Origin of the sequence: Vibrio sp. S9_S30, from assembly GCF_014694455.1 — a bacterium.
Taxonomy (GTDB): domain Bacteria; phylum Pseudomonadota; class Gammaproteobacteria; order Enterobacterales; family Vibrionaceae; genus Vibrio.
Genome location: NZ_JAAUWT010000033.1, coordinates 1 through 24505, shown reverse-complemented (window position 1 = coordinate 24505; position 24505 = coordinate 1). Strand labels below are relative to the sequence as shown.

The following is a 24505-nucleotide window of genomic DNA, read 5'->3' as shown; positions in this document are numbered from 1 at the left end:
GAAATTCAGCAGTAGCTTGAAGTTCTAAAGAAAATTCAGACATAAAAAATCGGTCCCAGATACATATCTGGGACCGATTATGAAGACTATTAAGGATCGTTCAAGAGTCTTAAACGATCGGCATTAGACCAAATGGCAGCCTTTTTTAACATCGATGCTTCACTATATTACCAGTCTAATCACGGACACTACAACGCAGCCCGGTCGACGAATGCCTTCAATTTCCACTTTAATTTCGCGCTCTATTTCTAAGCCCTTTGCCACGGGAGTCACTTTAAGGAGCTTACTTCTGGCACGAATCCGATTTCCAGCTTTCACAGGATAAGGAAAACGAACGCGATTCAACCCAATATTTACCGTCATTTTCGCCGAAGGAAACTGAGGGTTCTGGGGATCTACACTATCTGTAAGCTTTGAGAGCATCGATAGCGTAAGAAAACCGTGCGCAATTGGCGTTTTAAACGGCGATTCTTGAGAAGCGCGCTCTGGATCGGTATGTATCCATTGCATGTCTTCTGTAACCAAACCAAAAGCGTTAATACGCTCCTGATCAATGGTGAGCCAATCACCAACGTGAATCTCTTCGTTTAATTGGCTCTGTAACTCAAGATAAAGCTTTTCCGCATCATCTGACATTGGAAGATGCGGTTTATCTGCTTGTGGAGACTCTTCATTAACTGCTGGTGTACTGTGATCTTTAACCCATGGGAAAAGATGTTGCGCATGCGCTCTATTAACAATATCACTCCAGTACTCACGCAGCATCGGGGACATCAATTCGCGAAACTCGAAATGATGCTTTCTAGCAAGTGATTCACTTTTGTGTTTGAGAATATCAACAACTTTCATATTTTACCTTATTACACAACAACTCTCACAAGAGTTCTTAACAGTAATTTTGAATGAGATTAATAGAAATGGCAAATACTTTCGGGCGAACAGGTGTTGTCTGAACCGTAATATCTTCTTAAAAAACAAAATGATAAACAATAAAACAATATTTTATTATCCGTTTTAGAAACAAAGAAATTTGATTATATTTCTCGTATTCCGCTATTTATTGTTCCCTTTTTTCAACCCTATACCGCGTCGATGTATATTAACGCACCACATTGCTGGAAATACCACCAAAGTGTTCAAAAGTATAATTTATCCCTTTACAAGGATCGGTCATTTACATAATATCTGCTCTGCAACGGAGAGATGGCTGAGTGGTTGAAAGCACCGGTCTTGAAAACCGGCATACGTTAATAGCGTATCTAGGGTTCAAATCCCTATCTCTCCGCCACCTTAAAAAAGGGCGCTGTTTACACAGCGCCCTTTTTGCGTTTTTGATATAACAAACACATTATCACTCTCACACAAAGTCTTTAATTGGACTTCCAGTCTATTTTGGTATAATTTTGGACTATGCAAACAGTGAACTAGCACGTTTGGAGGTGAGAGCATGGCTCATTCAACTAATGCTGTATTTGCGCATAGTTTATCTACTGACGATAAAGAGGTTCGTTCAACAGGCTTGAAGGTCACCATTGATATTTTGGAGAAATGGTCATTATCCAATCACCAAATGATGCAAATTCTTGGGCTAAAGAAAAGCCAATTTTTTAAAGCAAAAGCGAACCCAAGTTCACTAAGCATAAGTAATGATCTTCTTGAACGAATTAGCCTTATTTTGAATATTCATGGTGTACTCAGAACGGTCTTCACGAATCCTGAACTTGTGTATGGTTTCATGACACGTAAAAATAACAACTCATTCTTTAATGGCCGCTCCCCTATCGAGATTATCGAAGGAGGCAACTTCGGCTCGTTATACGATGTGTATCATCGAATTAATGCACTTCGAGGTGGTCAATGGCAATGAGCAACTCTGTAAAAATGCTCAAAGACCAGATCGCCTATCGCCTCATCCCTTCGAAGTACCCGCCCATTACTTTGTTTGATGATGTCGCAAGTGAAGAGGAATTTTCTGCTTTATACGCCATTCAAGAACTCACTAACCCTCGAATACAGAATGAGGTTGGAAACCTTTCTTTAGTTTCCTTAAACGATATACCTTTTGGAATTTCCGGTTGCAGCTATGCGCTAGCACCATTTGTGCATTTAAGCCACGACGGCGGAAGGTTTAATGACAACCAATTTGGGGCATTTTATTGTGCTCAAGCAATCGATACCGCAATAGAGGAAGTCTCGTACCATCAAGTACGTTACATGAACAATATCGATAACTGCCCTTTTGATGTTATTACCTACCGCGGGTTAGAATGTTTGTTTTCTGCTAACTTGCATGATCTCACATCCATCAGCTTAGATAACCCGATCTATGACTCCAACAATTACGGAGCCAGCCAACAGCTAGCGAGAGAGCTCAAACAAACAGGCAGAGAAGGTCTTCAGTATTACTCGGTAAGATCGGTAAAGAGCGAGCAAGTATGCTACGCTCTGTTTTCGCCCAAATACATCAAAAGGGTTGTTCAAACCGCGCACTTTGAATCCTTCTATAGCGATGGCAAAATTATAAAGTTTGAGAAAGTAGCCCCTTGTAGCGATTGATTATTCGTTGAGCTGGAGAGCACAAAGGCAACCTTGTCTTAAATACCATTTCTTATCACAAGCTCAGTAAAACCGGTGCTCATATCAAACTCTCTCGTGAAGACCATCGTGTTGTAACTGTGAATAATCAGCTCTGCCGTGGTATCAATGATTGAACCGGGCATTAGATGCCCACCAAACACTTCTCCTTTGCGATTGGCAACAGAAATATGAATATGTTGATGAGAGTGAGTTAGCGTCCCCATAATAGAGACGATTTCTAAAGGCTCTTCCAAGGTTAAATACTTTTGCGCCCCCGCCAACCGAATGCGCAAGCAAGACAAACTTCCAACACACGATGCAATAGAACCCGCGCGAATGCCGTGTTCTACCACAACAGATTCAATCGCGTCTTTTAAATCTGCCCCTCTTTGAAATCGAAAGGCGAAAGGGATAAGTGGATACATAGAAATTCTGTCATTCCAAATAAAGCAGAAAGCTTATACCCAAACCAGCTCGCGGTGCTAGGTATAAATTAATGCTCTCTTATTTCATTGCCCTTAACATATGCTCAAACCTTGCTTTGGAGTAATGACGAGGTTTACGGAACGTTAATTTCATCCCAATCAAAGAAATAACCAACAGTCCTATTGCCATGAAGAAGGGTAACATTTGCTGCTGTATATTCGACTCGAAGCTGCCGAACAACGTGAATGATAAAGTAATGACCAGTGTAAAGAGATATAAAGCAGCCGGCAAAACTAAAGAGCGGCAAACCAAATAAATGAAATCATCTAGCCACACAATAGTGCTTAAGACACGCCGATTGACCGAAAACTGTCTAGCAAAGATAAACGCCCATATCGCAAATAATGCCACAGTAAGTAAAAAACTCAGCAATGATCCATTGAGAATATCGGTTAGCACCAATGTAGCGCCAAATAATGAAAGACCTACCACCCCACTGATTACCTCGTAGAAATGGCGATAAATTAAACGATCTTTACTGCGTTTTGATCTTGTCATGCTAATCTCTAACTTAATCACAGATACTGTATAAATATACAGTATCTGTGTAATGTAAGGCAATCGAAATCTGATCCTTTTAACAGTCCCATTCCTCCACTTAAGCTTGGAATCGTTACTGCAACGCTTGATGAGAAGAGACGTATAACATTTTGGGGTTAAGGGGCTGGACATGTGACAGAAGAAAGGACTGCTGCATCGCGTTAACAAAACCTCCTGATTGTTCGCTAAAGGAGGATACTTCTTTATCTATGAGGGTGATTAGCTTGGGGCAATGCAATGTATTGATTTCAAAGCGAGTGGTTTTAAATCAATACCCAAGTCTTTCACTGGAAAAGGGAATCACATGAGTTCCTTGGCGATTAGATGCAAGAGAAACGTTTCACGCTCAATACTCATGCCTTTTTTCTCACTTTCCGCCATTGTTCGTTCATTGTGCGCGATGGCTTCGTGAATATTCATCCATACCGCTTTCATCCCATTCTTAATTTCATAGTCTTCATAGTTTGTTTCCCCAAGTTGCTCATCAACTTGGCAGGTATAACAATACGAAATCATATGAATGACATCTGCATCGTTTTTATACCATGGTCGAAACTCTTCATAGATGCCAAAAGGCTTAATGTTGCGAATGTTTTGAGCGCCCGTTTCTTCTTCCAGCTCACGCACCATCCCAGCGATAATATCTTCACCTTCGTCCAATCCACCACCAGGAATGGTGTAGTCATGATATCTCTCGGTATAAAGCATAAGAATATCTTCACCACGTAAAGCAATGGCTCTGGCCGCATTTCTATTGAATATCACTTTATTGTCGAGATGATCGATATCAGGATGGCAGGTTGTTCTTAAGTGTCTCATATGGGGGCTGATAAATTGAGTTCAGCGCGGAGTGTAACGGTGACCGAATAAAAAGAAAAGCTTTGCTAGATGCAAAGCTTTTCCATATTTCTCTTATTGCGTTCTATTGGATAGCCATCAAAGACCTAGCCATCAGCATTGATGGCTGCAATCAGCTCTTTCTCAACAGACTCAGCCCTATTAACGGCAATTTGACATGTGCCTGCGGCTTGGTGCCCACCGCCACCATACTTAAGCATCAATTCGCCAACATTGGTTTTAGACCCACGATCAAAGATAGATTTGCCTGTCGCAAAAACGATGTTCTGCTTCTGAAAGCCCCACATTTTATGAATTGAAATATTACATTGGGGGAACAACGCGTAAATGAGGAACCGGTTTCCTGCGAAAATGACATCTTCATTAGTAAGATCAAGCAAAACCAAATTCTCGTGAACCGTTGCACACCGCTGGATCTGATCTTGAAACTTCACATTATGTTCACGATAAAGGTCAATACGCTCGCTCACATCAGGCAACGCAAGTATCTCTTCGATAGTGTGATTCTTACAGTAGTCGATCAAATCCATCATTAGGTTATAGTTTGAAATCCTAAATTCACGGAATCGACCGAGGCCAGTGCGTGCATCCATCAAGAAATTGAGTAAGTTCCAGCCTTGAGCATCAATGACTTCATCACGAGTAAACTGCGCAGAGTCACCTTTATCAACCGCAACCATCATTTCATTCCATGATGCAGGGAACACCTTTTCCCCCCCATAATACTCCCAAACAACGCGGGCAGCAGATGGGGCATCTGGGTCAATGATATGATTTGGCTTGTCACCAGTATTTCTTATGGTTTCCGATAAATGGTGATCAAACACTAAATGCGCATTATGAACATAGGGCAAGTTAGTTACGATATCGTCACTTAATATTTCCACAATCCCGTCTTGCATATCTTTTGGATGTACGAATTTAATCTCGTCAATTAAATCCAATTTCTTCAAAAGTACTGCACACACTAATCCATCAAAGTCACTACGAGTTACAAGCCGACACTTTTTCTCAGACATTATTGCTTTCCTTGCCTGTTATTGAACATAAACCTACGCCAAACCTCAACAATTTAACGTAATACCTATATCAAAGAAGCGATAAACTGATGCATGATTTGCTTAAAGCGAGATCAAAATTTCTTTGACTTTACTTGTAGCCTAAAACCGTATGCGTCATCGACTTTGAATCTAAATATCACTGTTAATATAGACCCCTTCCCCTGTTTTTTCCGCTACTGATATTACATTTCTAAGAAATTACCATGTATTATCAGATTTTTAGGCTCCAAAAATGTTTAATAACTTTCCGATTGCTGCTTTATGTAAAGGGCAACCTTACTAAAATGTGCAGAAACAAGAAGTCGTCACGGCAAGAAGCGCCCTTGTCGATGCCCCCACGAGTCCATGTAGGGTGTAGAGAATGGCGAGCAAATTGACTACTGCGAGTTTCAAGCAGAACGTTGTTTATGCAGCGTTTACCTAGAGCTCAAAAGTTTCTGCATACTTGACCAAGCAATTAAGGGAGTAGTGCGGCTTAGCCATTAGCCATGATTGTGCGGCGATGACTTATTGAGCAGATATGATTTCAAAACTGTGCGTCATCTCCACTCCGGAACCAAGCATAAGGCATACAGAGCAATACTTTTCTAAGGAATCGGAGACCACTTTAGCTACGATTGATTCATCAAGCGCATACCCCGTGACTTTGAAATGAATGTGAATTTCGGTAAAAAGTTTAGGCGCGCTTTCCCTTCTTTCCGAGCTAATTTCAGCAACACAATCCGTTATTTTTTGATTCTCAGATGTTAACCCATCAATGACGTCTACCGAACTGCATCCACCGGATGCCATTAACACAACCTCCATTGGACTTGGCGCATGTTCACCGCCACTGCCATCCATCACTAATGAATGTCCCGAGTTTGATGTGCCTAAAAATTTGAATCCGTCAATCCACTTTACTTCTGCTTTCATTTTCATTCTCTTTGATTTGAATAAGCCACTAAGACCATTTTACCTTCCAGCATTTTTACCATGCTATCCGTTGTGCTGAAAGGATCATTTAATCCTTTGCTCAGTACAATAGAATTATTTTTAACTCGATGAAAAAACAAATTAAGCAAATGAAGAAGCGACTTCCCCACTCATTACTAAGGCGAACTAAAAGCTGGCAGCCATGAGTTCGCACGCTTCAAACGAAGGGCAGCTGTTTGGTGCTCGAAAGCCAATTTCTAATATGACGACCGTACGCGTTGCCTTCATTGCTTGTGTAAACAGATTTATCGCAAAATGCTGCAACATCCTCTCGCGCTCTTAGCTCTTCCAGAATTTTACAAACAACACGCTTTGCCATCAGTACGGAATATTTCCTTCCTCGGTGTTCAGGTTGAATAAAGACGTAATAGATTTGATAGAAGAACACTGGGCATCCGCCATAACGTTCACTATCGACAATGTCGGTCCAATATGAGCAATACCCTATCGGTTTGCCTTCCTCAGAAAAAAGAAGAAGAACATGAAACAAGTCTTGCTCAAGTGACTGACGAAAGCGTTTTTTACAGACCATATTAAAGTGATCAAATGCTGATTGAGTGACACCGTCACACAGCAACGTCTCATTCAATGGATTGATACTCACCATGTATATTAACTCTTCTATTTATAAGTCATTGTTTAATAGTCGTACATGATCTCAAGTTTTCAAGCCGGAAATGTCGTTTGCAAATCTAACAGGTTGAGCCGCTTTTTAATTAAGCCTACAATCAACCACCTGCGTTACTTGATGGCAATGTCTAAAAGAAATGCCAAATATTGAACCTTATGGAAAAATCGATGGACAACCTAGCAAGCTCAATCACTCAACAATTCTATTTATTAGAACAAACTTGGTTTGGCGATGTCGTTATTATGACAAGCATAAGTTTGGTTTCTTGGATTGCTTGGCGTATTGTATATGCTCGAATAGAGTCTCTGGTTTCTAAGACCCAAAATCGTTGGGACGACGCAATCGTTCATTCATTGAAATCGCCTGTCAGTGTGCTGATTTGGGGATGGCCGGCAATGGTTTCTATTAGGCTTATTTTGCAAACCTACTTAGAGGGCTCTCTAAACTGGCTAAAAACCCTAGAAATATTGCTGGGGGTTGCGATCGTCATATGGATCGTGCTTCGCTTAATTACGAATATTGAAGACGAAGTTCTTTCTAAAGAAAAACACGATGAAACCACCGTCCACGCGATAGCAAAAGTGGCGCGTTTGGCATTCATTATCATCGGTATTATTTCGGTAATGCAAAGCTTAGGGCTAAGCTTATCTGGCCTACTCACCGTTGGTGGTGTTGGTGGCTTAATAGCAGGCTTGGCAGCGAAAGATCTTCTTTCTAACTTCTTTGGCGGCTTGATGATTTATTTCGATCGTCCATTTAAAGTTGGCGATTGGGTGCGCTCACCAGATAGGCAAATCGAAGGAACCGTTGAACGAATTGGTTGGCGCATGACCATTATCCGCACCTTTGATAAGCGCCCTCTTTATGTCCCTAACTCTGTGTTTAGCAATATTATCGTAGAGAACCCATCTCGTATGCTAAACCGTCGAATCTACGAAAATATCGGATTACGCTATGACGATACAAAAAAAGTGGATGCCATCATATCCGATGTGAAATCGATGCTTCAAAATCACCCAGAGATTGATACCAACCAAACACTTATTGTTAACTTTAACTCTTTTGGTGCATCCTCTTTGGACTTTTTCGTGTACACCTTCACTAAAACCGTCAATTGGGTTCGCTTCCATGAAGTAAAACAAGACGTCCTTCTGGAAATTATGGCGATCATTCATAAACATGACGCCGAAGTGGCCTACCCAACCCAAACATTAAAAATCGATGCCCCCGATGCACCATTCCTACAAAATACCTGAGTACAAACTAGCCATACTCTGCATACCTGCGCGGTTATTACATATGCATATGGTTACCGCCTATACCCATGTGGTTACCACTTAGGTTTAATAGGCACAGCGTAGCAATCACCTTATTTGTTACGCTGTGATCTTAAGTCAGTTACATTATTTCTTCCATCTTTCTTAACGCTCTCCCCAAGGCTAGTAAAAAGGCTTTACAAAGATAGATTGCAAGGTATATTCGCTGCGCAAACGCTTACGTCACTAGTTTCAAGCAAAAAAGGGGATTTAAATGCTAAGCGACATCGAGATCTGTCGAACAACTCCGCTTTCTTCTATCGACACTGTTGCATTCAATGCTGGATTATCCAAAACCGAATATACACCTCATGGTAAACATAAAGCTAAGGTATCGCTCGATGCACTCAGCCGCTTAGCTGATCATCCCGAAGGTAAATTAGTTGTCGTTACCGCGATAACACCGACCCCACTAGGCGAAGGAAAAACTGTCACCACTATTGGCTTGTCTCAAGGCTTAGCAAAAATTGGGCAATCGGTTATGGCGTGCATCCGGCAACCTTCTATGGGGCCAGTGTTTGGGGTCAAAGGGGGAGCGGCGGGTGGCGGATACAGCCAAGTCGGCCCGATGGAAGAGTTGAACCTCCATTTAACGGGGGATATTCATGCAGTGACTGCCGCTCACAACTTAGCTGCTGCGGCCATTGATGCTAGGATTTATCATGAACAGCGTCTTGGCTATGAACAATTCGCTGAAAAAACCGATTTAGAGCCGCTGAGAATTGATCCCCAACGCGTAGTTTGGCGCAGAGTTATGGATCATAATGACCGTGCTTTACGTATGGTGACGGTTGGGCAAAATGAAGCAAATAAAACGATCAATGGGTATGAGAGGCAAGACGGCTTTGATATCTCCGCCGCTTCAGAATTAATGGCCATTTTAGCGTTAGCATTAGATTTAAAGGATCTGCGTAAAAGAATAGGGGCTATTGTGCTTGCCTATGATTTAGACGGTCATCCTATTACCGCAGAAGACTTAAAAGTTGCCGGAGCGATGACGGTGACAATGCGCGATGCGATTGAACCTACCATGATGCAAACATTAGAAGGCGTCCCGACACTCATTCATGCCGGTCCATTTGCCAATATCGCGCATGGCAACTCATCCATTATTGCGGACAGAATTGCCACTCGCCTTGCCGATTTTACCGTAACAGAAGGCGGTTTTGGTTCGGATATGGGGTTTGAAAAGGCCTGCAATATCAAAGCAAACGTATCGGGGAAATCACCAGATTGCGCTGTAATAGTTGCCACTCTTCGCGGGTTAAAAGCGAATTCTGGCTTGTATGACTTGCGACCAGGCCAGCCATTGCCTCATTCCATCTTCAAGGAAGATACTGCCGCTTTAGAAGCGGGATTTGACAACCTGAAATGGCACTTAAACAATGTAGCGAAATATGGTGTGCCCGCCGTCGTTGCGATTAATCGCTTTCCACAAGATTCTGAAGACGAATTGAATGCACTTGCTCAATTAATCCAAGCCGATTTTCCCACTGTAAAAGTAGCCATAAGTGATGCGTTCTCCCAAGGTGGGAATGGTGCAATAGAGCTCGCAAACGCTGTGGTCTCAATATGTCACTCAGATACCCAGTTCTCACCGTTGTACCACTTAGAGCAAACGCTCGAAGAAAAAATCATGGCCATTACTGAGGTTGGCTATGGTGCTGGGCAGGTAACACTTTCCGACACAGCAAAACGCCAGTTAGAACAATTCAAACAACAGGGCTATGGCAACCTCGCCGTATGCATGGCTAAAACGCCCCTTTCCATATCCACAGACTCTTCCATCAAAGGTGCCCCTAAAGGTTTTAATGTCGATATACGAGAGTTTAAACTTAGCGCCGGCGCGGGTTTCATTTATGCACTGTGTGGTAACGTAATGACGATGCCAGGTTTGCCTGAAAAGCCAGCATTTATGAACATAGATATCGATGAAGACGGCGAAATTACAGGGTTAAGTTAGTCTCTTATCGCGAATTCGGGTTATTCGGGTTAAATGAAGAAAGGCAAACGTTCATGTTGCCTTTCTTCTTAATCGAACACTTGTGTTCACACTGCATATGGAAACAGCCCAATCAACCAACAAAACCTACTTGGATGTTATAAACATCAACTCAACACGCCGATTACAAGCCATCCCCTGCTTAGATAGATTGGAACAAGAAGGCATGTATTCTCCATACCCCCGAGTATAAACATTTGAAGGGAGAACTTGCTCCCGAGTGAGGAGAAGTTTCACCTGTGTTGCACGTTTTTCAGAAAGCGAATCGTTAATTTTATTACTTCCAGTACTATCAGTATGACCATCTATGACGGTTTTGATTGTGGGCTGTGAGGCCAAAAAGCGTCCAAGACCAGATAACCAATACTGTGATGCGTCTGTAACCAACGCCGAACCTGTTCTAAAATGAATTTTTTTGTCGAGCTTAATAATTGGATGTTGCCCAGGAACCACGTTGAAGCCAATGCCATTCTGGTCCATATAAGCCATTAGGCTTTGAATAGCGGTCATATTTCTAGGACCGGAAGGGCTTCCTACTGGAGAAGGTGGGGGCTGACGTTGGACATATTCCATTCGAGTTGTTGACTGTTCAATCTCTTCCCCACCCCAACCAGGGTAAATGAGTTCCGCCTCTGAACGAGGAGCCGTTTCTAGTAGATTAGGTGGCTTAAGCGCGGTACACCCACTTAGGGTTCCCAACAATAAAATAAAAGCCAGATTGAAATGTCTTGTCATAAGGCTACTAATTGCTCTAATTCAAAATGGTGCTGATTAGCATCTGTTGACCTATCAACTTAGGGCCAGAGGGCACAATAGAAATAGGCAAGCACATACAGGTTACAGTATCTTTATCGGCAGGAAGCGAAAACCTTTAGAAAAATCTACCTGATTGAACGCCTCCCCTTACGATGTTCCCTATATAGAATGCGCTTATCTAATAAATTTTAGTATGTCCGAAGAGAATTTTCTTCTACCATACTCGCCTCAATCTCGAACTGTGTATCACTATGTTTAAACGTTTCCATTCTCACATTTTCCTTTTTTTTTCTGCGGTTATGCTTGTTGCATGTACCGACGACGGAATTCCTACGCAAGGCACGCATTTTGAGCTGTTGCCCACCACTCTAAGCTCTGATCTTGTGTCTCCGGTTACTGAAGTCTTCTCTCTCAATTGTGGTCACTGCAGAAGCATGGAGAAGTTTCTGCCTGAAATAAGGTCAGAGCTCCCAGAGGAAGTTGGAAAAGTGCATGTCACTTTTAATGAAAACGCTCAGATAGGTGCGCTCATTTATTACGCTGCTGAGATGCAGCTTGATACCGTTCCCGACCACCAAATGATGGAAGAGTTATTCGCTGCGGCGCAAATGGGCAAAGAGTATTCTCAAGATGACATTAGGCAAGCAACGGAAATGGTGTTTACTTCTCGCGGCTTGATTAGCCCTTACCGTTTCGATAAAGAACAGCAAAAATCGTTATTTGAACATATCACCATCGCAGAAACAGTGACAAATCAAGCCCAAATCCATGCTGTCCCAACGTTCATTATCAACGGTAAATATCAAGTTGTTACGTCTGGACACAAAGATATAAAAGACATTGCCAAAACGATAAATTATCTTTTAACCCTATAGGGTCCATTGACCTAAGAATTTCAGCCACATCAAATCAAAGGAAGCCATCGTGTCTAAGTTAGTTTTTCCGATCATTATTTTTGTTCTTGCCGCCTTTTTAATCTACCGGACGTGGACAAACCATAAAGCTTCAGAAGCCAATTTTGAGCAAGGTCAAAACTTCTTAATGCAAAATGAACAACGAGCTGGCGTAAAAACGACCGAATCAGGGTTGCAATATGAAGTGATTACACGTGGTAATGGCGGAAGTCATCCAACAATAACCAGCCAAGTCAAAGTGCACTACCATGGAACATTGCTTGACGGAACTGTTTTTGACAGCTCAGTTGACCGCGGAGAACCCATTTCCTTTCCCCTAAATAAAGTGATTTTGGGTTGGCAAGAAGGCGTTCAACTGATGGTGGTTGGCGACAAATTTCGTTTTTACATTCCTAGTAACCTTGCATACGGGAAGGATGGCTCAGGTCCTATTCCACCAGCGGCCACATTGATCTTTGAAGTGGAATTACTAGGCATTGACTAGCAAAACGCCGTTTTTTCATTCAGTAGACGTACGACATAGCGGCGAATCTCCTAGTGCATTGCGCCCCAACAACGGGGCGTTACACTCCAATGCTATTCTCACCGTAAGAAAAATGGGAATTGAAGATAGCGGACTGTATTTGGAAGCAACTTAGCCATACTGCTCTAATTGTATCAATCATTATAAATCAAAACGTTTCACTCACTCTTAGATACAAAGCGTCTATTCGGTCTGAAAAATAAATGGTAATGACATTAAAGAAACATTCAGAACTGCCGATATGGTTGTTATTGAATAAGAAACTAATTTAAATGGGCATTTAAATAATGAACTCAATTGACTATTGTCATTCATAATAGAACCTTGTAAATGAGAAACATTACTAAGAACCCATATTATAATTACGCCTATTAAACGGGCTTAAAATGCAGCACTTTATCTTTATTTTATAAAACAGTTAGTTACAATAATACACATAAATATGTACATAAAATTAACAATAATGTCACATTTATTTGTAGCAGAAGTCTCATTTCTAAATTAACTTTATAAATATTGACGGTAAATATATCTATCATCATTAACATATATCATTAGAAGAAGAACACTTATGAATATTAAGTCTCGATTGATACTTTTAGGAATCGTTTCGATCCTTGGTATAGCGACCATATTAGGCGTGTCTACTGTTTCAACTAAAAATGTAGGTGAATTAAGCGCTGCTAGAACGCAGCTCTCAGATCTACAAGTAAGCCTACTGATGCTGCGAAGAAACGAGAAAGATTTCCTTCTTCGAAAAGACATCAAGTACCTCGATGCTTTCAATAAGAATGCAGACAAATTTCTAGCCATTAATGATCAGATTGCATCAACGCTTAAAGAGTATGATATCCCCTACCCTAATCAGCTTATTTCAGATTTAGAGATCTACAAAAAGAGCTTCACGAACTTGGTTACTTCCTACAGTACATTAGGACTAAAGGATACCGAGGGATTACTGGGTGAGTTTTATGTGGAATACGAACGCTTACTTGAATCGTCTAACGAAAAAGGGAAACTGGCTTTAGATACTTTTCGTGATTCCACTTTAAAAGGCGAGTACAACCCTTCTCTTCTTGGAAACTATGGCAGTAACGCGTTGAACAACTCTGCTCAAAAAGTTGTAAAACAACTTGAAGTTATCGGCCTTAAATATAATGTAGGCATGCTTGGTCAAGTACGCTCAGGTTCACATGAAATAGAGAAGCAATTTGAAGCATCAGCCGAAATTCTCCAAACGGGTGTCACATACTATGAAGAGCGTATCATCCAAGTGAAATGGGGAATCACCTTTGTGATTATCTTGATCATAATAGGTGCAGTGACTCAAATTACTCGATCCATCAATACGATGATGCATAAACTTCTCACAACGATTCAGGAAATCTCCGAAACCAATAACATCAGCATGCGCGTCGATATTAATGGCAAAAGTGAGCTTTCGGAATTAGGCAGATACTTTAACCACTTACTTGAAAGTATTGAGACATTAGTGTCTGGTTCTCAGATAAAGTCCAAAGCATTGTTCAGTAGTACCGAAAGTATGCACTCTCAACTTCAAAATGTAATCGAACAATTTGACACTCAGGCAGAGCACACGTCGTCGATGGCGACCTCCGTTCAAGAAATGGTCTCAACCATAAGTGAGATCTCCGAAAGCACCGCCGTTGCCGCGGAAGGGGTCAACCAAGCTGCAAACAATGCGAGATCGGGTAGAGATATCGTTAGCAGCACCGTTGATAACATCAATAGTCTGTCTGGTACATTAGGGCGTAGCCAAGCTTCCATCGCATCCTTGAACCAGCACGTTGACCAGATTGGTGGCGCGGTTGTTATGATTCAAGAAATAGCCGAACAAACTAACTTGCTTGCATTGAACGCTGCAATTGAAGCAGCTCGCGCCGGTGAGCAAGGTCGAGGGTTTGCCGTTGTAGCCGACGAAGTAAGAGCCTTGGCTAGCCGTACACATCAATCAACCGAGGAAATCACCTCTGTGGTTACAGCGATTCAATCACAAATGTCCACAGTAGTATCAGACATTGAGACATGTAACGCACAAGGCGAACAGACTAAGCAATACTCACAAACACTGGACGTCAGCTTTACACAGATAATCAATGATATGGACACAATACAAAGTAATTCAGAACGAATTGCATCCGCAATAGAAGAACAAGGTATTGTGATGAACCAAGTCAGCGGGTCGATCACCGAGCTGCAAGCGATTTCAGACAATAATATCCACTCTGCCAAACAATGCATGGAAGAAGTGAATGGCGTATCAAGCCAAGCACATGAAATGGATAAAGCGGTCGCTCAGTTTAAAACAAGTTAACCACTGACCAAAAACCTAACAAAAAACCCAGCCATTACGCTGGTTTTTTTGTTTAGAAAAACGTTATGATGCCAATATCTTACGTTTATCTACCATCTTACTTTTATCTAAAGTAAAGCTTGTTTATCTAAAGTAAAGCTTGCTCAAAGATAGTCTTATCTCAAACCATGAAGAAATTCATGTCGAGTGGCTGGATTTGTCTTGAATATCCCACCAAGTGCTGTCGTCGTCGTTACACTGGTTGCATCCATCACTCCACGAGACTTCACACAGTAATGCACAGCATCCATCGTAATGGCAACATCATCCGTTTCGAGCAATGTTTGAAGAGCGACAAGAACTTGCTGAGTCATACGTTCTTGCACCTGAGGGCGCTGCGCAAAAAAACGAACAATGCGATTGATTTTAGATAAACCAATAATTTTCTTGCGTGGAATGTAAGCCACCGCCGCCTTACCATCGATGGTGACTAAATGATGCTCACAAGTGCTTGTTACGGTAATGTCTTTTACACGCACCATTTCACTGCAAGCCATTTTGTTATCGATCACCGTAATTTTTGGGAAGTTCTTATAGTCTAATCCTGAAAACACTTCATCGACATACATTTTGGCGATTCGATGTGGTGTTTCTTCAAGGCTATCGTCAGATAAGTCCAGTTCAAGAAGTTGAAGAATTTCACGCATGTGATTTTCAATACGTGTTTTTTTCTCTTCGCGACTCACTTTGTTTGGCAACATTGGAGTCTCAATGCCCTTCTCTACTAGCGCTTTCTGAACCAACAGTGCTGATTCACTCAAACCAGACATGTTTACTTCTCCCATGCAATCTTTTACCCCTTTTGAATGGCTGACAAGCATACTCGTAATTTGAAATAATTACACCCATATTTTGAGCGAGGTTACTGGGGTCAAACCCTTAACTATGCTATTGTTCCGCGAATAGTTAAGAATAAAAAAATGGGGTAATTTATATGGGTTGTTGTGACGCACCGGGTTTGATGCCAATTGAAGATGCAATGGGAAAAATGTTGGATTCTGTTTCCGCCTTAACCCGAACTCAAACGATGTCTATTGCCGATGCGTGTGGGTATGTTTTAGCAAAGCCGATTCATTCCCCAATCCATGTCCCTCCTTTCCATAACTCCGCAATGGATGGCTACGCTATCCGCCGCGCTGATTTATCGCAAAACGCGATTATGCCCGTATCCGGTAAATCATTTGCAGGTCAGCCTTTTATCGGCGAATGGAGCAAAGGTAGCTGTATTCGTATCATGACCGGCGCTGAAATACCAAAGGGTTGCGATGCCGTCATTATGCAAGAAAATACGCGAGTGCTTGAAAACAGCGCAATAGAGTTTCTTCAAAAAGACGTCGAACTGAACAACAACATTCGTCCGATAGGTGAAGACATCCGTGAGGGCGATTTAGTACTCGAACAAGGGCACAGATTAACCCCTAGAGATATTCCTATGATCGCCTCTCTAGGCATTGCAAACGTCACTGTATTTGACAAACCCAAAGTTGCATTCTTCTCTACAGGAGACGAACTGAAACCCGTTGGAACTCAATTAGAAGCGGGGCAGATATACGACAGCAACCGATATGGCATAAAAGAACTCATCTCAAATTTTGGTTGTGAAGCAATAGATTTAGGGATTATTCCCGATTGCCCTACTACTCTAAAATCGACGTTTGTTCATGCGCAACAACAAGCCGATGTCGTCGTCACTTCGGGTGGGGTCAGTGTTGGTGAAGCCGACTACACAAAAGACATTTTGGAAGAATTGGGGGAAATCGGTTTTTGGAAGCTCGCCATAAAACCCGGAAAACCATTTGCTTATGGGAAACTGGAAAACGCGTACTTTTGTGGTCTTCCAGGCAACCCTGTTTCAGCCATGCTGACCATGTATGTTCTCGTACAACCGTTGCTCGCTAAGCTCAGTGGTCATTCTGGATGGCAAGCACCTGAATCCATCCCTGCCATCACTCGCTCACGTTTCAAAAAATCCCCTGGTAGAACCGATTTTCAAAGAGCCATCTACCATATTGAGAATGGGCAATTCTTCGTTGAGTCGACAGGAAACCAAAGCTCTGGCGCATTTCGATCCATGAGCTTATCGAACTGTTTTGCGGTGTTAGAACGAGAACGCGGTAATGTTGAACAAGGCGAAACTGTTCAAATACAACTGTTTAATCAGACGTTATATTAATTTAATCAGACGTTATACTAATAGACCTATGGATATTCTTACCGACAGCGAAATGCTTCGCTATAACCGTCAAATCATTTTAAAGAACTTTGATTTTGAAGGGCAGGAAGCACTTAAAACGTCTTCTGCTCTTGTTCTTGGTGCAGGCGGATTAGGCTGTGCTGCTTCTCAATATCTTGCAACCGCTGGCGTGGGCAGCATAACATTAATCGATGATGACCAAGTCGAGCTGTCCAACTTGCAGCGTCAGGTGCTCCATACGGATGAAGATATTGGGCGTGATAAGGTAAAGTCCGCTCAGAACGCCTTAGAAGCGCTCAATCCCCACATCAACGTCCGTAGCATAAACAGAAGACTCGGTGATGAAGAGCTCGTCGATTTGGTTCAATCTCACACGGTTGTTCTGGATTGTAGTGACAATGTCACAACAAGAAATCAACTCAATCGGCTCTGCTACCAAACAAAAACCCCTCTCATTTCTGGTGCCGCGATTCGTATGGAAGGGCTTGTTTCCGTTTTTACTTACCAAAAAGGTGATGCCTGCTACGAATGCTTAAGCGCGTTATTTGGAGAACAAGCATTAACCTGTGTCGAGGCGGGAATTATGGCACCAGTAGTAGGAATTATTGGTGCCACTCAGTCTTTAGAGGCAATTAAAGTCATGTCTAACTATGGGAAACCTTGCGTCGGTAAGCTTCTGACTTTCGATGCTCTCTCTCTTTCTTGGCGAGAAATGAAACTCGCAAAAAACCCAAATTGCAGCACTTGCAATTCATGTTCTGCCCAACCAGACTAGATCAAATCACGGTTTTTTTGGTTAACACCATTACAGAGGCACACCGAAAACTACCGATGATCACGGCATAATGTATCCGACTCTCACATACAATGTATGGCAATAAGGCCCGTTAGTTACTTAACTTCAAGGACAATGCGTCATGGCAAAAGCGTTAGTTACACCCTCTTGGCTTGAAAATAGGTTAAACAAGGAAAAAGTGGTGGTTCTCGATGCGAGTCTAGAACTCATGATACCAGGGGCACCTGAACCCGCACACGCTGGCTTTATTCCTGGTTCGTTACGATTTGACTACGATAAAGTCATTTGCGATAAACAGTCGCCTCTTCCGCACATGATGCCGACTGAAGTGGAATTTCAGCATCATATTCGCTCACTGGGAATCGACCAAGACACAACCGTCGTGGTCTATGATCAAGCCGGAACTTATGCCTCACCAAGGGCTTGGTGGATGTTCAAATCCATGGGGTTTAACTCCATTTACTTATTAGAAGGTGGACTTAGAGCATGGATAAACTCTGGTCGTAGAACGGTTTGCTCCTTGTCGAAATCAACGCACTTTGGGAATGCCATTGCAAAACTTAATTCTAATTTTGTTTGCAGTTCACTCGATGTGCTCAATGCGATCTCAAAAGAAAACCACTTCACCTTTGACGCAAGGTCAAGAGCTCGCTACGAAGGAAAGGCAAAAGAGCCTCGTGTTGGCGTAAGATCTGGTCACATTCCGGGCTCCCATAACATGCCTTTCACAGAAATGATGAACGGTTTCTACTTTAAGCCCGTAAATGAACTCGCTCATCTATTTAATAAAATGGGTATCCATTCCAGTAGCACACTCATCTTTAGCTGCGGCTCGGGAGTCACTGCTGCCATTTTAGCGGTTGCTGCTTACGAATCTGGGTATACTAACTTTGCGGTCTACGATGGTTCGTGGACCGAGTGGGGACAAGCGATTGAGCTTCCTGTTGAAGTTGGGTAATCTCTCAAGAACAGTATTAAGGCATAACAATTGAGTGACAACTCAACTGTTATTTGGATAATTCAGTTTTTCCGCGACTAGTCGCTGTGTAGTATCGAGGAAGTCAAAAAGTAGTAATGACAGACTTAAAAAGGAACATATGGACGCTGTATCGGCTGCTTGCGTTAATAAGCAGTGTGGTATTTCTGTCCATTGCTTGGCAACAGTGGCAAAAAGTTGAGCGCTCACACTCTCAAGAGCAATACAATGCAGTTCAGATTTTTACCACTAGTATAAAGTCACTCCTCAATAATCAGGAAATGTTGCTTGATGTAGTGGGCGAACGACTGCTTTCCGAAAATAGCAACCAAAGTGAAGAGGCTGGGCAAGAATGGTTAGACAGTTTACTCACTATCAACAATAGCATCGCAGCGTTTGGGCTGGCAGACCCTTACGGCAATATTAAACTCGTCAGCTCTAACTTGAGCATGTTCGCGCAACCTAACTTATTAGAGCAAGAAAGTACACGTGAGTCCTTTGCAAAAGCGTTAACCAGCGACTCAATGGTTCTAGGAAGAACCTATTACAAAGAAGACATTGATGAATTTATACTACCAATCCGAAAGTCCATTCGTGACAGCTCTGGAGAGGTATTAGCGGTAATGACTGCTGGGCTTCAAATCGATAGAACTACGCTTTTCAGTATTGAGCTTCACAATAATTTCGAACACAAAATTGGCATTATCAGAGACGACTATTACATCCAGTTTATGGCTGCCTCGCACAATACTTCTGTTAACTATTCAACCCCTGTCTCAGAGTCGTTTTTCGACAATTTAATTCAAAGTGTTGCCGCATCGAATTCTCTTAAACTGAATGAGCTCAAGGCTAAGGGGATTCCTACCGTCAGCTATGTATTGGATCAAGAAAACCCAGCGTTGTATGCAATCCAGTACATTCCTCGATTCAACATATGGACAGTATCTGAAATTGATTTGCACCATATCGCCTATGAATACCTAGGTATCATGACGGTTTACCTTCTCATTTTTGTATCTATTCAAGTGATTTTCTATTTATTTGTTCGCTCAATAGACAAGCATGAAAAAGATCGCCATGAGGAACTGCTGTTCCAAGCCAATCACGACCCCCTGACTCGTCTGCCAAACCGACATTTCCTGCGTTCTCATATCCACCACTGGCTAAGACCAACAGCCCCACCGTTTTCAATTCTGTTCATGGATATGGATAACTTTAAAAATGTGAATGACAGCTCGGGTCATGACCATGGTGATAAAGTTTTGCAGGAAATTGCGTCTCGATTATCTGATGCTACAGATGACCAAGCACTTTTGATTCGAGAAAGTGGCGACGAATTCATTATCGTGACGTCGATGACCGACCATTATGAGCTTAACTATTCAGCTAATAACATTATCCACAACTTGTCTAAACCGTACGAAATTGATCAATTCAGCTTTATTTTAGGTTGCAGTATCGGTATCGCACAATATCCCGAACACGGAACAAGCCTTGATACGCTTTTGCGCTGCGCGGATATCGCCATGTACGACGCAAAGACTCGTCGTAACTCTGTTAGCTTCTTTACAGAATCCATGCAAAGTAGTTATCTGCATTCGGTACGATTGGAGCAACGTCTTCGCCAAGCGATACAGCAAGGCCAGCTGTATATGGTATATCAGCCGCAGTTCAACGCACAGGGTAAGCTGCACGGTGTCGAAGCATTGGTTCGATGGGATGATGACGAATTAGGATTTGTTCCTCCGGATAAATTCATTTCTATAGCAGAATCATGTGGTCTTATGCCGACTTTAGGTCAATTGATCATTGATACCGCGTTGGCAGAAATGGGGCAACTACAAAAACGGCTTGGGTACCATTTTCAGGTATCCATCAACATTTCAGTTCGACAAATTACACAGGATGACTTCTTAGACAAGCTGATACTTTCTATTCAAACTCAACGTTTTAATCAGCATAACATCACCCTAGAAATCACCGAAAATCTCTTTATTGAAGATTTAGACATTGTTCGCCCCATTTGCGAAAGCTTGAATAAATTAGGTGTGAGGATTTCTCTCGATGATTTCGGAACAGGCTATTCCTCTTTAAGTATGCTGGGTGAGCTGCCTTTCCATGAAATCAAAATTGATAAAGGGTTTATCGATAATATTTTGACCTGTACTAAGTCACTAAAAATGGTGCAAAACATCATTTCAATAGGAAAGAATTTTGACATGCAAGTTTTAGCCGAAGGTGTTGAACACGAAAAGCATGAAGCGGTATTGAAAGATTGCGGTTGCGACCTATTCCAAGGCTATTTGTACGCAAAGCCTATGCCTATAACTGCCCTAGTAAAATTTATCGAACCCTACGGCAAACAGTATCCGCCACAGCACCCCCTAAACACCGACACCAGTGACGTAAACCCGTGAATAAGCCAAGACAAAGAGCAGGCTCACACCTTGACTTTGTCTTGCCATTCCTTTTTTAGGCTAGACAAATTCAATCTGTCTTATGCTACTTTTCAATAACGTTCATTTGCTCATCAAGGTTTAACACCGTAAGCGCCGTACTCACTGTCGTGGCTATCACATCAACGACACCGGTCCTCAGCGCGCCAAGCAACGCGAGGGGTTTACTGTTCTCAGCGGCAATGGCGATAACATCACTAATCGGTCGAAACTCTTCTAGGTTAAGGCCAATCACACGGTCACTCATCACCGTGATAGCCGAATTCCCCTGAACATCAAAGAAGTCATAACCCGCAAAATCACCCACAACACCTTGGTGCAACCGTGCTTGCACGACTTCCTCAGCCGTAAACCATCCCAAATCCACCATATAGCTGTTTTCACTCATGTCACCAATGCCGACCAATGCCACATCGGCTTTTCGGGCCAAGTCTAACGTTTGTTTTACCGTGCTATTTTCCATGAAAGCCATTTTTTGCGCCTTGGTTTCCGCGTAGGCTGGCGCGTAAAGTGTTTCGGATGAGCCGCCATATTTTTTGGCCAATTGCCGACAGATGTGATCGGCATTAAATTTGCCGCCTCTCGGGTGAATGCCTCCAATCCCACAAACAAATTTACAATCTCTTGGCGATATAACACCGACATGATGCGCCACTGCCGACACATTTCGTCCCTGTCCTACGGTAATGACGGTTCCATTCTTGAGTGTGTTGTTTAAATAATTTGAAACTAGCCCCGCCACTTGAAGGCGTTGGAGTTCTTCTGTTGGCTGATCAAGCGCAATCAACGCCCTCTTAACCCCAAACCTTTCGACTAACCTTTGCTCTATTTTGGCGCTAAAGACAGGGTGATACTTTACTGTTATTTCGACAATGCCTTCGTCGCGAGCTTGTTTAAGCATCCGCCCTACTTTGGCTCGAGAAATGGAAAACTTCTTGGAAATTTCTTCTTGGGTTGCCCCATCCTGATAATAGGCAACCGAAATCTCTGTAAGTAAATCGCTATTTTCCGAGTTGATGTCATTTTTTGCTGTCATAATTCATTTGGTCTGGTCCAAAAGTGACACTTAGAATAGTCATTCCAGCAATAAAGAGCAATCTTTTGCTCACTGGCATGACATTTTCTCAGTGCCAAATTCTGTCTGACTCAAGCTTGCTTTTGACACAGTTGAATCAGGCAAACGTTTAATTATTTGGCGCTTGTGAGATAAATTACGTTTCATCGATTTTTCTGTATTGTGACATCAATCAATGATTGACTTTGAGCGCTGATCGATTAAATATGGCTACATCATTTACTCACTCATCGAGCATATGTTCATAGCAAATGTTCACTGAGCCAAAAACATTTTAAAGTCGGCGAAATTTGGATTTCTTTTTCGTCTGACTTGCTTGCAATTTAGTGCGCGTAATACTCTATCGCGCCCAAGAAATAGGATGATCGTAATGAGCAATAAGTTAGAGCAACTTCGCAAACTCACCACTGTAGTCGCTGATACTGGCGAAATTGACGCTATCAAAAAGTACCAACCTGAAGACGCAACAACTAACCCTTCTCTAATCCTTAAAGCGGCTCAAATTGCAGAGTACGCACCACTGATTGACCAAGCGATCGATTATGCTAAAGCACAAAGTTCAGACAAAGCTCAGCAAGTTCAAGACGCTTGCGACATGCTGGCGGTGAACATCGGTAAGGAAATCCTAACGACGATTCCTGGTCGTATCTCTACAGAGGTGGACGCTCGCCTTTCCTACGACACGGAAGGCAGTATTGCGAAAGCTCGTCAGCTTATCAAAATGTACAACGATGCTGGCATCACAAATGATCGCATCCTGATCAAACTGGCCTCTACTTGGGAAGGTATCCGCGCTGCTGAGGTTCTTGAGAAAGAAGGCATCAACTGTAACCTAACGCTTCTATTCTCTTTTGCTCAGGCACGTGCATGTGCTGAAGCAGGCGTTTTCCTTATTTCACCATTCGTGGGTCGCATCATGGATTGGTACAAAGCAAAAGAAGGCCGTGATTTCGAAGCTTCTGAGGATCCAGGCGTAGTATCAGTAACTAACATCTACAACTACTACAAAGAATACGGTTACAACACCGTTGTCATGGGGGCAAGCTTCCGTAACATCGGCGAAATCCTTGAACTTGCAGGTTGTGACCGCTTAACGATTGCTCCTACGCTACTGGCCGAGCTTGAAGCGGCAGAAGGCGAAGTGATTGAGAAGCTGATCGATTCTAAAGGCTCTGCGGAGCGCCCTGCTGCAATGACGCACGCTGAATTCCTATGGGATCACAACCAAGATGCGATGGCAGTTGAGAAACTGGCTGAAGGTATCCGTAACTTTGCCGTTGACCAAGGCAAACTGGAAGCGATGATTGAAGCCAAGCTTTAATCCTTATATCGAATCAAAAAGGGGGAGCCAATGTGTTCCCCTCTTAGTTTTCACTTTCTCTATTAATCATTCTATTTGGAAGTAATTCATTATGGATCATTCTTTATCAACAAGAAGGCATCTCGCTAATGCTATCCGAGCCCTCAGCATGGATGGTGTTCAAGCGGCAAACTCGGGTCACCCAGGCGCACCTATGGGTATGGCAGATATCGCTGAAGTACTTTGGCGCTCTCACCTAAACCACAACCCAACCAACCCAGAGTGGGCAGACCGCGACCGTTTCGTTTTATCTAACGGCCACGGCTCTATGCTGATTTACTCTTTGTTGCACCTTTCGGGTTACGACTTGCCAATCGAAGAGCTGAAGAATTTCCGTCAGCTGCATTCAAAAACACCGGGTCATCCTGAGTACGGTTACGCACCAGGCATCGAAACCACCACCGGTCCGCTTGGTCAGGGCATCACCAACGCCGTGGGTATGGCGCTGGCTGAAAAATCGCTGGCCGCGCAGTTCAACAAAGACGGTCACGACATTGTCGACCACTTTACCTACGCCTTTATGGGCGACGGCTGTCTGATGGAAGGCATCTCGCACGAAGCGTGTTCGCTTGCGGGGACGCTAGGCTTGGGCAAACTGATTGCGTTTTGGGATGACAACGGCATCTCTATCGACG

At 42.7% G+C, this 24505-nt stretch carries 22 protein-coding genes, 1 tRNA gene and 1 pseudogene; 14 read left to right on the top strand and 10 right to left on the bottom strand.

Translation table 11 applies throughout. The features are described 5' to 3' along the window. Positions 1-162: 162 nt before the first annotated feature. Entirely contained in the window at positions 163-849 is a 687-nt protein-coding gene (locus HC752_RS22655) for a MaoC family dehydratase (protein ID WP_190337471.1), read from the bottom strand. A gap of 348 nt (positions 850-1197) precedes the next feature. Here HC752_RS22655 and HC752_RS22650 point away from each other — a divergent pair. From HC752_RS22650 to HC752_RS22640, 3 genes are all read left to right on the top strand, one after another. Beyond that, a tRNA-Ser gene (locus HC752_RS22650) sits at positions 1198-1288 on the top strand. 159 nt (positions 1289-1447) lie between these two features. After that, the gene (locus tag HC752_RS22645) at positions 1448-1867 is read left to right on the top strand and encodes an MbcA/ParS/Xre antitoxin family protein (RefSeq protein ID WP_190337470.1); all 420 of its coding nucleotides are present in this window, start codon (positions 1448-1450) and stop codon (positions 1865-1867) included. After that, a complete protein-coding gene (locus HC752_RS22640; protein WP_190337469.1) occupies positions 1864-2556 on the top strand; it encodes an RES family NAD+ phosphorylase in 693 nt (230 codons plus the stop codon). Before HC752_RS22645 ends, HC752_RS22640 begins: the two co-directional genes overlap by 4 nt. Positions 2557-2594: 38 nt before the next feature. Here HC752_RS22640 and HC752_RS22635 read toward each other — a convergent pair whose 3' ends face one another. The 6 genes from HC752_RS22635 to HC752_RS22610 form a co-directional block, all read right to left on the bottom strand. Continuing rightward, positions 2595-3002, bottom strand: a complete 408-nt coding sequence (locus HC752_RS22635; RefSeq protein ID WP_190337468.1) for a PPC domain-containing DNA-binding protein — start codon at positions 3000-3002, stop codon at positions 2595-2597. A 79-nt stretch (positions 3003-3081) separates the two neighbouring features. Further along, positions 3082-3561 carry a hypothetical protein gene (locus HC752_RS22630; RefSeq protein ID WP_190337467.1) on the bottom strand — a complete coding sequence of 160 codons (480 nt, stop codon included), beginning with the start codon at positions 3559-3561 and terminating at the stop codon, positions 3082-3084. 342 nt (positions 3562-3903) lie between these two features. Continuing rightward, positions 3904-4422: an NUDIX hydrolase gene (locus HC752_RS22625; protein WP_190337466.1), complete on the bottom strand. Its 519-nt coding sequence runs from the start codon at positions 4420-4422 to the stop codon at positions 3904-3906. 125 nt (positions 4423-4547) lie between these two features. Continuing rightward, a complete protein-coding gene (locus HC752_RS22620) occupies positions 4548-5480 on the bottom strand; it encodes an exopolyphosphatase (protein ID WP_190337465.1) in 933 nt (310 codons plus the stop codon). Between the two features lie 549 nt (positions 5481-6029). After that, complete coding sequence (locus tag HC752_RS22615) at positions 6030-6437, bottom strand: OsmC family protein (protein ID WP_190337464.1); 408 nt, start codon at positions 6435-6437, stop codon at positions 6030-6032. Between the two features lie 217 nt (positions 6438-6654). Then, a complete protein-coding gene (locus HC752_RS22610) occupies positions 6655-7104 on the bottom strand; it encodes a GNAT family N-acetyltransferase (RefSeq protein ID WP_190337463.1) in 450 nt (149 codons plus the stop codon). Between the two features lie 191 nt (positions 7105-7295). Here HC752_RS22610 and HC752_RS22605 point away from each other — a divergent pair, with 191 nt between their 5' ends. Together HC752_RS22605 and HC752_RS22600 are read left to right on the top strand one after the other, a co-directional pair. Continuing rightward, complete coding sequence (locus HC752_RS22605; protein ID WP_190337462.1) at positions 7296-8384, top strand: mechanosensitive ion channel family protein; 1089 nt, start codon at positions 7296-7298, stop codon at positions 8382-8384. Between the two features lie 274 nt (positions 8385-8658). Then, on the top strand, positions 8659-10407 hold the full coding sequence (locus tag HC752_RS22600) for a formate--tetrahydrofolate ligase (protein WP_190337461.1): 1749 nt from the start codon (positions 8659-8661) through the stop codon (positions 10405-10407). Between the two features lie 126 nt (positions 10408-10533). On the opposite strand, the gene HC752_RS22595 is transcribed toward HC752_RS22600, so the two are convergent. Further along, on the bottom strand, positions 10534-11181 hold the full coding sequence (locus tag HC752_RS22595) for an OmpA family protein (protein ID WP_190337460.1): 648 nt from the start codon (positions 11179-11181) through the stop codon (positions 10534-10536). 272 nt (positions 11182-11453) lie between these two features. Between HC752_RS22595 and HC752_RS22590 the strand changes: the two genes are divergently transcribed. The 3 genes from HC752_RS22590 to HC752_RS22580 all read left to right on the top strand — a co-directional run bounded on the left by HC752_RS22590 (position 11454) and on the right by HC752_RS22580 (position 14974). Beyond that, complete coding sequence (locus HC752_RS22590) at positions 11454-12077, top strand: thiol:disulfide interchange protein DsbA/DsbL (protein ID WP_190337459.1); 624 nt, start codon at positions 11454-11456, stop codon at positions 12075-12077. Positions 12078-12126: 49 nt separating this feature from the next. After that, the gene (locus HC752_RS22585; protein WP_190337458.1) at positions 12127-12600 is read left to right on the top strand and encodes an FKBP-type peptidyl-prolyl cis-trans isomerase; all 474 of its coding nucleotides are present in this window, start codon (positions 12127-12129) and stop codon (positions 12598-12600) included. A gap of 610 nt (positions 12601-13210) precedes the next feature. Continuing rightward, positions 13211-14974 (top strand): methyl-accepting chemotaxis protein, encoded by a 1764-nt coding sequence (locus HC752_RS22580; protein WP_190337457.1) that lies wholly within the window; start codon positions 13211-13213, stop codon positions 14972-14974. 155 nt (positions 14975-15129) lie between these two features. Here the strand turns inward: HC752_RS22580 and folE are convergent, their stop codons facing one another. Then, the gene (folE, locus tag HC752_RS22575; RefSeq protein WP_190337456.1) at positions 15130-15783 is read right to left on the bottom strand and encodes a GTP cyclohydrolase I FolE; all 654 of its coding nucleotides are present in this window, start codon (positions 15781-15783) and stop codon (positions 15130-15132) included. Between the two features lie 164 nt (positions 15784-15947). Between folE and moeA the strand changes: the two genes are divergently transcribed. The 4 genes from moeA to HC752_RS22555 all read left to right on the top strand — a co-directional run bounded on the left by moeA (position 15948) and on the right by HC752_RS22555 (position 21396). Then, the gene (moeA, locus tag HC752_RS22570; RefSeq protein ID WP_190337455.1) at positions 15948-17186 is read left to right on the top strand and encodes a molybdopterin molybdotransferase MoeA; all 1239 of its coding nucleotides are present in this window, start codon (positions 15948-15950) and stop codon (positions 17184-17186) included. 28 nt (positions 17187-17214) lie between these two features. Further along, on the top strand, positions 17215-17982 hold the full coding sequence (gene moeB, locus HC752_RS22565) for a molybdopterin-synthase adenylyltransferase MoeB (protein WP_190337454.1): 768 nt from the start codon (positions 17215-17217) through the stop codon (positions 17980-17982). 142 nt (positions 17983-18124) lie between these two features. Continuing rightward, positions 18125-18961, top strand: a complete 837-nt coding sequence (locus HC752_RS22560) for a sulfurtransferase (protein WP_190337453.1) — start codon at positions 18125-18127, stop codon at positions 18959-18961. Positions 18962-19077: 116 nt separating this feature from the next. Beyond that, positions 19078-21396 carry a bifunctional diguanylate cyclase/phosphodiesterase gene (locus HC752_RS22555; protein WP_190337452.1) on the top strand — a complete coding sequence of 773 codons (2319 nt, stop codon included), beginning with the start codon at positions 19078-19080 and terminating at the stop codon, positions 21394-21396. Between the two features lie 85 nt (positions 21397-21481). Here HC752_RS22555 and HC752_RS22550 read toward each other — a convergent pair whose 3' ends face one another. After that, positions 21482-22471 carry a sugar-binding transcriptional regulator gene (locus HC752_RS22550; RefSeq protein WP_190337451.1) on the bottom strand — a complete coding sequence of 330 codons (990 nt, stop codon included), beginning with the start codon at positions 22469-22471 and terminating at the stop codon, positions 21482-21484. Between the two features lie 409 nt (positions 22472-22880). Here HC752_RS22550 and tal point away from each other — a divergent pair, with 409 nt between their 5' ends. Together tal and HC752_RS22540 are read left to right on the top strand one after the other, a co-directional pair. Beyond that, the gene (gene tal / locus HC752_RS22545; RefSeq protein WP_190337450.1) at positions 22881-23831 is read left to right on the top strand and encodes a transaldolase; all 951 of its coding nucleotides are present in this window, start codon (positions 22881-22883) and stop codon (positions 23829-23831) included. A gap of 91 nt (positions 23832-23922) precedes the next feature. Further along, positions 23923-24505: pseudogene (locus tag HC752_RS22540) on the top strand (transketolase); the annotation flags it as partial.

Coding starts and splice junctions, on each gene's coding strand:
- HC752_RS22655 (WP_190337471.1), bottom strand. CDS start 849: ATGAAAGTTGTTGATATTCTCAAACACAAAAGTGAATCACTTGCTAGA.
- HC752_RS22645 (WP_190337470.1), top strand. CDS start 1,448: ATGGCTCATTCAACTAATGCTGTATTTGCGCATAGTTTATCTACTGAC.
- HC752_RS22640 (WP_190337469.1), top strand. CDS start 1,864: ATGAGCAACTCTGTAAAAATGCTCAAAGACCAGATCGCCTATCGCCTC.
- HC752_RS22635 (WP_190337468.1), bottom strand. CDS start 3,002: ATGTATCCACTTATCCCTTTCGCCTTTCGATTTCAAAGAGGGGCAGAT.
- HC752_RS22630 (WP_190337467.1), bottom strand. CDS start 3,561: ATGACAAGATCAAAACGCAGTAAAGATCGTTTAATTTATCGCCATTTC.
- HC752_RS22625 (WP_190337466.1), bottom strand. CDS start 4,422: ATGAGACACTTAAGAACAACCTGCCATCCTGATATCGATCATCTCGAC.
- HC752_RS22620 (WP_190337465.1), bottom strand. CDS start 5,480: ATGTCTGAGAAAAAGTGTCGGCTTGTAACTCGTAGTGACTTTGATGGA.
- HC752_RS22615 (WP_190337464.1), bottom strand. CDS start 6,437: ATGAAAGCAGAAGTAAAGTGGATTGACGGATTCAAATTTTTAGGCACA.
- HC752_RS22610 (WP_190337463.1), bottom strand. CDS start 7,104: ATGGTGAGTATCAATCCATTGAATGAGACGTTGCTGTGTGACGGTGTC.
- HC752_RS22605 (WP_190337462.1), top strand. CDS start 7,296: ATGGACAACCTAGCAAGCTCAATCACTCAACAATTCTATTTATTAGAA.
- HC752_RS22600 (WP_190337461.1), top strand. CDS start 8,659: ATGCTAAGCGACATCGAGATCTGTCGAACAACTCCGCTTTCTTCTATC.
- HC752_RS22595 (WP_190337460.1), bottom strand. CDS start 11,181: ATGACAAGACATTTCAATCTGGCTTTTATTTTATTGTTGGGAACCCTA.
- HC752_RS22590 (WP_190337459.1), top strand. CDS start 11,454: ATGTTTAAACGTTTCCATTCTCACATTTTCCTTTTTTTTTCTGCGGTT.
- HC752_RS22580 (WP_190337457.1), top strand. CDS start 13,211: ATGAATATTAAGTCTCGATTGATACTTTTAGGAATCGTTTCGATCCTT.
- folE (WP_190337456.1), bottom strand. CDS start 15,783: ATGTCTGGTTTGAGTGAATCAGCACTGTTGGTTCAGAAAGCGCTAGTA.
- moeA (WP_190337455.1), top strand. CDS start 15,948: ATGGGTTGTTGTGACGCACCGGGTTTGATGCCAATTGAAGATGCAATG.
- moeB (WP_190337454.1), top strand. CDS start 17,215: ATGGATATTCTTACCGACAGCGAAATGCTTCGCTATAACCGTCAAATC.
- HC752_RS22560 (WP_190337453.1), top strand. CDS start 18,125: ATGGCAAAAGCGTTAGTTACACCCTCTTGGCTTGAAAATAGGTTAAAC.
- HC752_RS22555 (WP_190337452.1), top strand. CDS start 19,078: ATGACAGACTTAAAAAGGAACATATGGACGCTGTATCGGCTGCTTGCG.
- HC752_RS22550 (WP_190337451.1), bottom strand. CDS start 22,471: ATGACAGCAAAAAATGACATCAACTCGGAAAATAGCGATTTACTTACA.
- tal (WP_190337450.1), top strand. CDS start 22,881: ATGAGCAATAAGTTAGAGCAACTTCGCAAACTCACCACTGTAGTCGCT.